This is a genomic window from Ignavibacteria bacterium, assembly GCA_017303675.1.
In the GTDB taxonomy this organism is placed as follows: Bacteria; Bacteroidota; Ignavibacteria; order Tepidaquicellales; family OLB5; genus OLB5.
Genome location: JAFLBX010000002.1, coordinates 106,352 through 118,079, shown reverse-complemented (window position 1 = coordinate 118,079; position 11,728 = coordinate 106,352). Strand labels below are relative to the sequence as shown.

Sequence of the window (11,728 nt, the reverse complement as noted above, 5' to 3'; positions counted from 1 at the left end):
AACTAAAATAAGATTATTTCTGTAAAATAGGAATGACAATTAATTATTTTTGCAACTTTTTACTCCTATAATGTATCTATTTGATATAACCAATATAACAACCAAAAATGAAATTAAATTATTTATTAAAAATCCTCTTTTTTACCGTTTTTACAGCCAGTACTATTGCGGATGATTTCACAGATAAACTGGATAAGATCATAAATGAATACAACGCCCTCGGTTTGTTTTCAGGAAACGTTCTGGTAGCAAAAGATGGCAATGTGATATCAGAAAAACAATATGGTTTTGCTGACTGGGAAAAGAAAATTCCTGTTACACCTGAAACATTGTTCAGAATAGGCTCGCTTAACAAGATGTTCACACATACATTAATAAAACAGCTTGAGCAGGAAAATAAATTAAAGCTCGATGATCCGCTGAGCAGGTATCTTGATATTTACCCCGGGGAAACCGGAGATAAGATCACAATAAAAATGCTAATCGAAATGAAAGCCGGCCTGGGAGATTATTTAAATAATCCTGAGTTCAACCAAAACAGAGCCAGGTTTAAAACTGTAAATGATTTCCTTGAAATAATAAAGAACGAACCGCTGCTTTTTGAACCGGGCACTCAGCAGGAATACTCAAATTCAGGGTATGTTGTGCTTGGCGGGATCATAGAAAAAGTAACGGGCAAAAGCTATACAGAAAATCTGAAAGAACGGCTGCTGCTGCCTTTAGATTTGGAAAATACCCATTATTTAATTCTCGGGGAAACTGTACCTAATATGGCTGCAGGAACAAGAATAACATTTTCAGGCGAAAAGGTTAATTCACCGTTTATGGAGCAGCCTTCGCCTGCAGGAGGTATGTTTTCTAATGCACGCGACCTGCTTAAGCTTGACCAATACCTGAGGCAAACAGGCTATTTAAGCCAGGCGATCCGTGCCGGAGGTACACCTGTATGGAATAGCGTATTTGCTCAAATGAAGGATGGATATACTGTAATTATTAATTCAAATTTCGGGCAGGTTGCTGATGAAATAATTATGAGATTTGAAGATGCCGTAAACGGAAGGGAATACCCGAAACCTGATATTACCCTTGAAATGAAAATGTATGACATCCTTAAAAATGGCGGTATAACAAAGCTTGAAAGCCAGCTACAAACCCTGCTTGAATCTTACGGAATGCTATACAATGACCGCCATCTGAATTTTTTTGGATATGAGCTTATGAATGATAATAAGCTTGATGATGCAATTGAAGTATTTAAGCTGAATACCAGACTGTTTCCGGGGGAGCCGAATGTATGGGATTCATTGGGTGAAGCTTATATGAACAAGGGTGAAAATGAAAAGGCAATCGAAAACTACAAAAAAGTACTGGAGCTTGCTCCAAATAATCCGAATGCAAAAAAGATGCTTGAGAAGCTGGGAAACAAGTAAACAGTAAAACAGCATTGGCAGTAAAAATGTAAATTACAGTGTTCACTTTATAAAATTGGCTTCAATTCTCTCCAGAGTTGAAGCTATTTTCTCCAGCAGAATTATCTGCGGATCGTTTTCATTGGCAGCGGTAAGCTTCATTTTAACAGCTTCGCGCTGCTGCAGCACCCGGCTGCGGAAATCATGCGCACCTATAATGCCCACAAGCTTCATCTGGTTGCCTGAGTGCTCGCCCTGCCCTGCTGTTTCAACTTTCAGCATTGCCAGGTTAAAGTGGCGCAATACGGGCCCTTCATAAAATGTCAGGTCCTGGATATTTTCAAGCGGAATGGTTTTATCAACTGTGAATAATATTCCCATTCTGAACCTTAGATGCTTTTCGGTCAGCACGCAATATAGCTTTTCATAAAAATGGCGGCTGTACCACTGACCAACTCCGCATAGCCATATTATGGCTAAAGGAATCCCAACAACTGTAACAAACATTATCCCGAAAATATACAGAAGTATGTACGTTTTTACAATCGGGTTAAATTCAGCTTTAATTAATATTGGTTCGTTTTCTTTCATATGTTTTTAATATCCACTGGTGCGGGACGCTTTTTTAATTGTAGTTATCAAGATAATTAAGATACATGGGGTAATGATCTTCGATCCACTTCCTGAAATAAATTTCATCAGGAACTGCTATTTTACTTCCCGAAGTTATTTCTTCAATCTCTATTTCATGTTTCCTGCTGCATGCTAATTGGTAAATTACAAAAAACTGTCTCGCACCGGAATCATGAAATATCTTTTTATCATTATAATAATCCAGCGGGTAAAGTGCGTCAAAGTATTTTCCGTTAAGCAGTATATTGTATTTTGGTGTAAGCATTTTATTTCATTTTTATTCAGTCCCCTCACCATGAAATGGCGAGTGGAATGTGGTCCATTCAGCCACCCTCCCACTGCAAGGGGGAGTTGCCTCTATAACTCTTTGAATTTAAGTATAAAGTTGTCCGATTTCACTCTCCGGAATAATTACAACTTCTATATCAAACTTCATGCAAATTGGATTTAGAATTTCGTCATCCTTTCCACAAATTAATACTTTTTTTATACTTTTGGGAAAATACCTTTTTAACAATTCTGCTGAAAAAAAGGCTTGCCCCATCAAATACATTCCAAGCCTGCTTTGTTTTGTTTGAATACAAATTACATCTTTATCTCTTATGTCATAAAAATTGCTGTCATGCAGCTTTGTAGATTCACCTAATACAATAACGCCATCAATTAATCTTGTTCCGTTATTAACACCTTTACGAATAACGCAAAATTCTTCAATTAATAGTCCACCTACAGATTCCCAATACTTACGCGTACGCCATGTTTCATGTCTACTCATAAATTATTTGTTTAGGGCTAAAGCCCATATTTTTTCCCAACTATCCCACGGTCTAAAGACCGTGGCTATTATTATTTAAATCCGATAAAACCTCCGTTGTTGGTGTTGCCTGATTAGACTCTAAGATCATCAACAACAAATGAATCTAATCAGTGTTAATCCGTTCCATCAGTGTAATCTGTGTTCTGTTTTTGCTTCTAATTCGTAATTCTTAATTCCTAATTCGTAATTTTAAATCACTCTTCATCTGTTCTCAGCTTTTCCAGCACTGAAAAATCCTCGAGGGTGGTGGTATCGCCGCTTACTGAGCCCTGGGTTGCAATTTCGCGGAGCAGGCGGCGCATTATTTTGCCGCTGCGTGTTTTTGGCAGCGCTTCTGTGAAGCGTATCTCATCCGGGCGGGCCAGCGCTCCTATTTGTTTGGTTACCCATTGTTTCAGCTCTGCATTCAGTTCCTCGCTGGGTTTATATCTGCCTTCCAGTGTAACGAAAGCTGATATAGCCGAACCCTTCATGTCATCAGGCTTGCCAACAACGGCGGCTTCTGCCACCTTGGGGTGTGATACAAGGGCTGATTCAACTTCCGCTGTGCCAATCCTGTGGCCGCTCACATTTATCACATCATCTACCCTGCCCATTATCCAGAAATAACCGTCTTTATCCCGCCTTGCGCCGTCTCCCGTAAAATAAAGCCCGGGAAACTCCGACCAGTACTGCTTTTTATAACGCTCATCATCACCCCATATAGTGCGCAGCATTCCCGGCCAGGGATGTTTAATTACATAATACCCGCCTTCGTTTGCTTTGCAAACCTTGCCCTCTTTTGAAATAACCTCAGGCATTATACCAAAGAACGGCAGAGTCGCAGTACCCGGTTTTGTTGGTGTTGCGCCGGGCAACGGACTCACCATAATTGCCCCAGTTTCTGTCTGCCACCATGTATCAACTATCGGGCACCTGCCCTTGCCAATCACTTTGTGATACCACATCCATGCTTCGGGGTTGATGGGCTCGCCGACAGTGCCAAGCAATCTAAGGGAATCAAGCTTATGCTTCAGCGGCCACTCCTCGCCCCATTTTATAAATGCGCGGATAGCAGTAGGAGCAGTGTAAAAAATGTTCACTTTATACTTATCGATAATTTCCCAGAACCTGTCAGGATTCGGGGTATTAGGCGCGCCTTCATACATCAGTGTAGTTGCGCCGTTAAGCAAAGGACCGTAAACCACATATGAGTGGCCTGTTACCCAGCCGGCATCGGCGGTGCACCAGTAAATATCTTCCGGCTTCAGGTCAAATACATACTTGCTTGTCAAATAAGTTTGCGTTGCATACCCCCCTGTTGTGTGCAGGATGCCTTTAGGCTTTCCGGTAGTGCCGCTGGTGTATAAAATATAAAGCGGATGCTCGCTGTCAAGCGGTTCTGCGGGACACTCATCATCAACACCCATCATGAGCTCACTGTACCAGTGGTCACGCCCCAAATGGAAATCAATATGATGGCCGGTACGGTTCACAACAATTACATTTTCAATAGTCGGACACCCGGGCAATGCTTCATCTACATTAGCCTTAAGGTTTACAATTTCACCGCGGCGGTAGCCGCCATCGGCTGTAATGACCATCTTAGCCTGCGCGTCGTTTATGCGGTCAATTAAAGCTGAGGCTGAAAATCCGCCAAACACAATTGAATGCACCGCGCCAATCCTTGTGCATGCCAGCATTGCCACAGCAATTTCAGGAACCATAGGCATATATATGCATATGCGGTCACCTTTTTGAATTCCCATTTTCTTAAGTACGTTGGCAAATTTGCATACCTGGCGGTGAAGCTCCTGGTAGGTCCATGTAGCGGTATCTCCGTTCTCGCCTTCCCATATTATCGCTGCTTTGGTTCTTTTCCAGCTATCAAGGTGTCTATCCAGACAGTTGTAGCTCATGTTTATTTTTCCGCCAACGAACCATTTTGAGTGCGGCGCTTTCCACTGTAATACGGTTTTCCATTTTTTGAACCAGTGCAGCTCTGCTGCTGCTTTCGCCCAGAATTTCTGTGGAGATTTTACTGATTCATTATACATTTTTTTATACTGCGCCATTGACTTAATGTGCGCCTTTTTGGAAAACTCCGGGTTAGGTTTGAAAACGCGTTTTTCTGTTTCTAAAGATGTGAATTTTGACTGGTCCATATTACTTATATATTTATGATTTTTAATTTTTTAGATCAGGAAAAGCAAAATAATTTTATTTTGTTTAAGTTGCAATTTATATAGATAAAGTGAGGTTAATATTACAAAGAATAATGTCACTTTACATGCATCATCTCCATTGGAGAGTTTTGATTTGGGTGATTTAAAGTTCGATTGCGGTTGTACCATTAGCTGGGATATCGTCCCACTTCAAAGGGGGAATTAAAAGCCGCAGTTTACATCACGGAACAAGGATAAATTTATCAAGTTTAATAAAAAGAATAAATATTTAGCTTTGCAAATATGACATTTTTAAATCCGTTATTATTATGGGGATTAGCTGCTGTATCAATACCGATATTGATACACATTTTCAATCTTAAGAGGACAAAAAAAATCGAATTTTCCACTTTGATGTTCTTAAAAGAAATACAACAATCCAAATACAAAAAGATAAAGCTCAAACAGCTTCTCATCCTGTTATCCAGGATAGCATTCATTATATTCCTTGTAATGATGTTCGCAAAGCCTTTTGATAAAGGATTTCTGGGCTCACCGGGTGAAAAAACAAAAAGCTCTGTTCTGATAATATTTGATGATTCCTTCAGCATGCAGTCACGTGATAAGAACGGAAATGACCTTGAGAACGGGAAGAAAAAAATAGCGGAAATTCTTGATGCTATCAGCGCGGATGATGAGGTATTCTTTACAACAGTATCAGGGATCAGCTCATCGGGTTCAACTGTACCGTATAAAGATCTTTCAAAAATTAAAGATACACTGGTAAATTTAAAAACATCAGAAGTAACCAGGGATTTACCCGAGGTATTGTACTACGCTGAAGGAATATTAAGCTCCGCAACACATACGCATAAAGAAGTTTACCTGGTTACTGACGGGCAGTCAAGCTTCCTGAAATATGATGTTGTCTATTCTGACGGGCTAAAAAGCCGCGGGAATATGAATTTTACTGTAGTATTAACAGGCAGCAGGAATGCAAATAATATTTCGATGGATACGGTAAACATAGTTTCCAAGATCTACGAAAAGGCAAGGCCTGTAAAGATAAAAGTAAAGCTTAATAATCACAACAATTTTAATTCCGTTAACAAAAGCGTAATTATCACTTTTGGAAGTCACAAAGAAGAAAAAGTTTTGGATGTACCGGCGAACACTTCAGTTGAAACTGAATTTATAATAAAACCAGAGACTGCCGGATTTTCTTCAGGCAGCATTGAGCTTGTTCAAAACGATATTGCAGATGACGAAATATCAGGCGATAACAGGCAGTACTTTTCATTCTACATTCCCGAAAAAGTAAATTTACTTATCGCCACCGGTACACCAATAGATGCTGAATACATAAAAGCTGTGCTGAATACCTCAGAGGCAATATCCCAGGCAACTGATATCACAACTCTATATAACATTAAAGAAATTAATGCATCTGATATAACCGGCGAAAACCTGAAAGCATTTAACAGTATCATAATCATCAACAAGCCATCGTTCACTGAAAAAGAAGCTGTAATACTGAAGGAATATATTGATGGAGGCGGCGGGGCTGTTATATATCCCGGGGCATCCACAGATATATCCAATTACAACAATACTATTATGAAAGAGCTTGACCTTCCTTATATCGGCGGAAAGTATTACGCAGAAACCCCGGCAAAGTTCGAAAAAATTGATTACAGCCACCCGGTTTTTGAAGGCATATTCAGGCTTGAAGCGGATAAAAATAATACCAGTATTGAATCACCTGAGATTCTAAGCGGATTCAGCCTTTCAGGCGGCAGAAATGCCGTATCAATAGTTACACTTACAAACGGTACAAATTTTATGGAAGAATATTCCAAAGGAAAAGGCAAGCTGATAATGTTTGCTTCATCACCTGATATGGCATCAAGTAACTTCCCGGTAAAGAACTTATTTTCACCTGTCACAATAAGAAGCATTTTATATACATCAAATCTTAATGGCATTAAATCCGCAACAGCGGGCAGTGATTATTTTGCGGAAATTCCGGCTGCGGGTAACTCCATTGATACTGTTTTGGTAACACCTCCGGTTGAAAGCCAAAATTCCGCAAAAATAGTATTACCCGGTGAAAATAAGCTCGTAAATTTTGGCAATGAATTTAAGAACACCGGTATATACAGAATTTCATCAGCCGGAAGTTCAGATGATATGCTGAGGGTACCTGTGAACTTCGATATATCAGAAACAAGAACAGGCAGAATGAATTCCGGGGAAATTGAGACTTTATTTAAAGATACTTACGGGATTAATGCGAACGTAATTTCAAACGAAGATGTGTTAACTGCATCAGTAATTGACCTTAGAACGGGTAAAGACCTTTGGCAGTATTTTTTGGCGCTTGCAGTTATATTCCTGATAATTGAGTATTTACTTTCAAGATCACTTTTAAGAAATAAATGATTTATTAACTTTTTAATAAGTTTTTTTTTAAGTATATTTAAGTCCTTAAAAATAAGGCGATTACAAGAAAATTATAAAAATAACAGGAGAATCAACCAAATGAGGTCCGTAAAAGTTTTATCGGTATTTTTGTTATTATTTGCAGTTGTATTTTATTTTGGAGGATGTTCAACAGCAGAACAAACAACTGCCAAGTTAGCATATAACCAGGGTGATTATAAAAAAGCAGAAGAAGAATTTACAAAAGAAACCAACAATAACCCTACAAATGAAGAAGCATGGTTTTATCTTGCAATGTCACGCGCACAGCTTGGAAAAGCTGCTGGCGTAAAAGATGCTATGGATAAATACAGGGGTATCGGCAAGAACTCATTTAGAACAGAGCTTACCGAAGCCTGGGGAACGATGTATGACAGAGGTTACAAACAGTACGAAGACGGCGAAAAGATTGCTAAAACAGGAAATGACAAGGATGCAGTAAATAAATTCACAGAAGCGCTTAATAATTTCGAAATTGCCCTGGCATTGTTGCCCGATAGCGCATTCGTAAAAGATAACATCGCAGCATTAAACGGCAGGATAAACACGATCCTTGTAAAACCCACCATCGATAAAGGCGTAGAGCTTGAAAAGAACGGTGATTTTGCAGGCGCAATCAGTGAATATAATAACGGCTTAAGCAAAGTAACAAAAGGCTCAGGAGCATACGAAGTAATTATATATAACATTTCACTTGCAAACCTGAAATGGGGCGAGAAGCTGAGAGAAACAAATCCTGATGATCCTTCATACAAAGATAAATATAAAGCTGCTTTACCGTTTCTCGAAGAGCTTACCTCTTCCAAGGATGCTGATAACAAGCTGAACGCATATGAGCTTTTGATCCAGGTTTACGCTAACTTAGGTGAAAATGATAAAGCGCAGGATGCTATCAAAATGCGTGACCAGCTTAAGAACGAAAAGAAATAATTTTATATTATAGATGCAGCAGGATCCCCAAATAACAAATACAAATATTCAGAACAGGCCAGTAGTACAGCCAAAAAAGGATAACTCAGGCAGATGGTTCTGGGGTATATTTTTAAGCCTGATGTTTTTGGGAATGATAATTGTTGCTGTGAGCTTTTTTGCATTCGCTTCCGCCATTAAACGTGACGGAGGCGAATACGTTTCCGGCGGTTCAGGCGATAAGATAGCGATCGTTGAAATTAATGATGTTATCGTATCATCTGAAAAGACCGTTGAGCAGATCAAACGCTTCAGGGAAGATAAATCGATAAAGGCGATAATTCTTCGTGTAAATACACCCGGCGGCGGCGTAGCCGCTTCGCAGGAAATTTACGAAGAAGTAAAAAGAACACGTGAGAGCGGCAAGATAATTGTAGTATCAATGGGTTCTATTGCCGCATCAGGCGGCTATTATATTGCCGTCGGTTCAAGCCTGATAATTGCAAATCCGGGGACACTAACCGGAAGTATCGGGGTTATTGCGCAGTTTATCAGCATAAAAGATCTTGCTGAGAAGCTCGGCATAAACCAGACAACAATTAAAAGCGGAAGCCTGAAGGATGCAGGCAGTCCGTTTAAAACCATGAGCGATTCAGATAAGGCTTATTTCCAGGATGTTGTTGATAACAGCTTTTCACAGTTTCTGGATGTTGTTGCAAAAGAACGCAAAATGGATAAACAGGTACTCCTTCAGTATGCTAACGGAAGGGTATTTACTGGACTGCAGGCAAAGGATTACGGGCTTATCGATTCACTGGGTACTTTTGAAGATGCCATAAGGATAACAGGAAAAATGGCAGGGATTGAAGGTGAACCGAGAATTGTGAGAGAAAAGAAAAAATTCTCTTTCTTCGAAGAAATGTTAGGCTCAAAAATAGAAGATGTGACAGATATAAAAGGCAAGCTGTTTGATGAGCCGATCCTGCAGTATAAGTTTCAGCCTTAAAGTTTATTTTTGAGTTTAATACAGAAAAACTATAAGTTAAATCAATTCATTTTAATTTATGACCAGAGCAGATATAGCGAATAAAATTGCTAACGCAACAGGATTAAGCAAAGTTGAAACGGAAACCGTTGTTGAAGGTTTCATTTTATGCGTTATTGACGCGCTGAAGGAACAGGAAAGCATTGAAATAAGGGGTTTTGGTACCTTTAAAGTTAAAGAGCGCAAGCCGAGGATAGCAAGGAACCCGAAAACCGGGGCTAAAGTAGAGCTGGGCAGAAGGTTCGTGCCGATGTTCAAAGTATCAAAAGAATTTAAAAAGGCTGTTAACGATTCACTGCTTGAGAAGTATAATGAAAAGTAGTAAGAAGCAGGCAAAGATCAAAAAGCAGAAGGCAATCCCGCCAAGCAGAAACGCGGGACTGCAAAAAGCGCAGAAAGTAAAAGTAAACAATTAATATAAAGTAAAAATTTAATAATAATCATAAAGCAAGGAGCAATTAATGCCGAGCGGTAAAAAGAGAAAACGCCATAAAATGGCTACTCACAAGAGGAAAAAAAGACTGAGAAAGAACAGACATAAAAAGAAAGTAAGGTAGTTTTTTATAGTTACTTGAATCAGTTTATATTAGGGCAGAGAGTTTTTTCCTCTGCCCTTTTTGTTTTCGGAAAAAACCGAAAAAAAATAAATTTACCACTCATCCTTCTGGAACAGGATTTCACCGAAAATTTTTTATATAAAAAAAGCCCAAATGCATTTGGCATTTGGGCTTTGACATTTGTTATTTTGCTTTATCTTCTTACCTGGTAATTCGGCGCTTCCTTGGTAACAATAACATCATGCGGGTGAGACTCCTTAAGTCCTGCATTTGTTATTTCAATGAACTTAGCGTTTTTCTGAAGCTCAGCAATTGTACCGCAGCCGCAGTAACCCATGGCGGCTCTTAAGCCGCCTACCATCTGGTAGATCACATCGCTCAGCGGTCCTTTATAAGGCACCCTGCCTTCTATACCTTCGGGTACCAGCTTGCTTAATTCTGATTCCGGGTCCTGGAAATACCTGTCACCGCTGCCGGCTTTCATTGCTTCAAGCGACCCCATTCCGCGGTACATTTTAAATACACGTCCTTCGTATAGTACTTTCTCGCCGGGTGATTCCTCGGTTCCTGCAAGAAGTCCGCCCACCATGATACAATCAGCACCTGCAGCGATAGCTTTGGGTATATCACCTGTTTGTTTAATTCCTCCATCGGAAATAATCGGTATCTTATATTTCGCGGCTGCTGAAACAGCATTAAATACTGCTGTTATCTGCGGCATTCCCACACCTGCAACAACCCTTGTTGTGCAAATAGAGCCTGCGCCAATTCCCACCTTCACGGCATCAACTCCTGCTTTTATCAGGTCAAGAGTACCTTCAGCGGTTGCAACATTGCCTGCGATAACATCTATATCAAATTTCTTTTTTATCTCCTTAACAACGTTCAGTACACCCTGTGAGTGACCGTGTGCTGTATCAACAACAACCACATCAACGCTGGCTTTAACAAGAGCCGCAACTCTATCAAGTGTATCAGCTGCAATACCAACAGCTGCGCCGCAGATAAGCCTGCCGTGCGAATCCTTGGCAGCAAACGGATGTTTTTTGCGTTTGATGATATCTTTAAATGTTATGAGACCTTTTATCTTGCCGTTCTTATCAACAACAGGCAGCTTTTCAACCTTATGTTTCTGCAGAATTCTTTCTGCCTGCTCAAGTGTTGTTCCCACAGGCGCTGTGACAAGGTTTTCCTTTGTCATCAGCTCAGATACTTTTGTGTTCTGATTGGGTTCGAACCTAAGATCGCGGTTTGTTAAGACCCCGATAAGCTCATTGTTGTCATTTATGATAGGGAAACCTGAAATTTTATAACGTTCCATTAATCTGTTGGCGTCGCCAACTGTCTGATCAACCTTCAGTGTGATCGGGTCCAAGATCATACCGCTTTCACTTCTTTTTACCCTGTCAACTTCAGATGCCTGTTTTTCGATTGACATATTCTTATGCAGAATACCTATACCTCCTTCGCGCGCCATAGCAATGGCAAGCTCGGATTCAGTAACAGTATCCATAGCAGCGGATAAAATCGGTGTATTTAAAGTGATGTTTTTAGTTAATCTAGCGGAAATATTTACGTCCCTGGGTAAGACCTTTGATTTTGCGGGAACGAGCAAAATATCATCAAAGGTAATTGCTTTTTCGATAATTTTTGTGTGTGCCATAGCAAATATAGCAAAAAAATGTTTGAATTAAAAACCCACAGATTTAGTCATAATTGATCAATAAAATTTT

General features: G+C 39.8%; 10 protein-coding genes. 5 read left to right on the top strand and 5 right to left on the bottom strand.

What is annotated here, in order from left to right; all coding sequences use genetic code 11:
• The first annotated feature begins 107 nt into the window (after nt 1–107).
• Entirely contained in the window at nt 108–1,430 is a 1,323-nt protein-coding gene (locus tag J0M37_09695) for a serine hydrolase (GenBank protein MBN8585358.1), read from the top strand.
• Nucleotides 1,431–1,472: 42 nt separating this feature from the next.
• On the opposite strand, the gene J0M37_09690 is transcribed toward J0M37_09695, so the two are convergent.
• The 4 genes from J0M37_09690 to acs all read right to left on the bottom strand — a co-directional run bounded on the left by J0M37_09690 (nt 1,473) and on the right by acs (nt 5,003).
• Nucleotides 1,473–2,000: a PH domain-containing protein gene (locus J0M37_09690; protein MBN8585357.1), complete on the bottom strand. Its 528-nt coding sequence runs from the start codon at nt 1,998–2,000 to the stop codon at nt 1,473–1,475.
• A 34-nt stretch (nt 2,001–2,034) separates the two neighbouring features.
• Complete coding sequence (locus J0M37_09685; GenBank protein MBN8585356.1) at nt 2,035–2,307, bottom strand: hypothetical protein; 273 nt, start codon at nt 2,305–2,307, stop codon at nt 2,035–2,037.
• 108 nt (nt 2,308–2,415) lie between these two features.
• Nucleotides 2,416–2,817 (bottom strand): hypothetical protein, encoded by a 402-nt coding sequence (locus tag J0M37_09680; protein ID MBN8585355.1) that lies wholly within the window; start codon nt 2,815–2,817, stop codon nt 2,416–2,418.
• Nucleotides 2,818–3,053: 236 nt separating this feature from the next.
• A complete protein-coding gene (gene acs / locus J0M37_09675; protein ID MBN8585354.1) occupies nt 3,054–5,003 on the bottom strand; it encodes an acetate--CoA ligase in 1,950 nt (649 codons plus the stop codon).
• 303 nt (nt 5,004–5,306) lie between these two features.
• On the opposite strand from acs, the gene J0M37_09670 reads away from it, so the two are divergent.
• From J0M37_09670 to J0M37_09655, 4 genes are all read left to right on the top strand, one after another.
• Complete coding sequence (locus tag J0M37_09670; protein MBN8585353.1) at nt 5,307–7,445, top strand: BatA domain-containing protein; 2,139 nt, start codon at nt 5,307–5,309, stop codon at nt 7,443–7,445.
• 99 nt (nt 7,446–7,544) lie between these two features.
• Nucleotides 7,545–8,414, top strand: a complete 870-nt coding sequence (locus J0M37_09665; protein MBN8585352.1) for a hypothetical protein — start codon at nt 7,545–7,547, stop codon at nt 8,412–8,414.
• A 13-nt stretch (nt 8,415–8,427) separates the two neighbouring features.
• Nucleotides 8,428–9,399: a signal peptide peptidase SppA gene (sppA, locus tag J0M37_09660; GenBank protein ID MBN8585351.1), complete on the top strand. Its 972-nt coding sequence runs from the start codon at nt 8,428–8,430 to the stop codon at nt 9,397–9,399.
• 58 nt (nt 9,400–9,457) lie between these two features.
• The gene (locus tag J0M37_09655) at nt 9,458–9,760 is read left to right on the top strand and encodes an integration host factor subunit beta (GenBank protein MBN8585350.1); all 303 of its coding nucleotides are present in this window, start codon (nt 9,458–9,460) and stop codon (nt 9,758–9,760) included.
• A gap of 428 nt (nt 9,761–10,188) precedes the next feature.
• Here J0M37_09655 and guaB read toward each other — a convergent pair whose 3' ends face one another.
• On the bottom strand, nt 10,189–11,658 hold the full coding sequence (guaB, locus tag J0M37_09650) for an IMP dehydrogenase (GenBank protein ID MBN8585349.1): 1,470 nt from the start codon (nt 11,656–11,658) through the stop codon (nt 10,189–10,191).
• Nucleotides 11,659–11,728: the final 70 nt, after the last annotated feature.

What these genes read in the sequence shown, in the direction of transcription:
- sppA (MBN8585351.1), top strand. Translation starts at nt 8,428, where the DNA reads ATGCAGCAGGATCCCCAAATAACAAATACAAATATTCAGAACAGGCCA.
- J0M37_09670 (MBN8585353.1), top strand. Translation starts at nt 5,307, where the DNA reads ATGACATTTTTAAATCCGTTATTATTATGGGGATTAGCTGCTGTATCA.
- J0M37_09695 (MBN8585358.1), top strand. Translation starts at nt 108, where the DNA reads ATGAAATTAAATTATTTATTAAAAATCCTCTTTTTTACCGTTTTTACA.
- J0M37_09665 (MBN8585352.1), top strand. Translation starts at nt 7,545, where the DNA reads ATGAGGTCCGTAAAAGTTTTATCGGTATTTTTGTTATTATTTGCAGTT.
- J0M37_09655 (MBN8585350.1), top strand. Translation starts at nt 9,458, where the DNA reads ATGACCAGAGCAGATATAGCGAATAAAATTGCTAACGCAACAGGATTA.
- J0M37_09685 (MBN8585356.1), bottom strand. Translation starts at nt 2,307, where the DNA reads ATGCTTACACCAAAATACAATATACTGCTTAACGGAAAATACTTTGAC.
- J0M37_09680 (MBN8585355.1), bottom strand. Translation starts at nt 2,817, where the DNA reads ATGAGTAGACATGAAACATGGCGTACGCGTAAGTATTGGGAATCTGTA.
- J0M37_09690 (MBN8585357.1), bottom strand. Translation starts at nt 2,000, where the DNA reads ATGAAAGAAAACGAACCAATATTAATTAAAGCTGAATTTAACCCGATT.
- guaB (MBN8585349.1), bottom strand. Translation starts at nt 11,658, where the DNA reads ATGGCACACACAAAAATTATCGAAAAAGCAATTACCTTTGATGATATT.
- acs (MBN8585354.1), bottom strand. Translation starts at nt 5,003, where the DNA reads ATGGACCAGTCAAAATTCACATCTTTAGAAACAGAAAAACGCGTTTTC.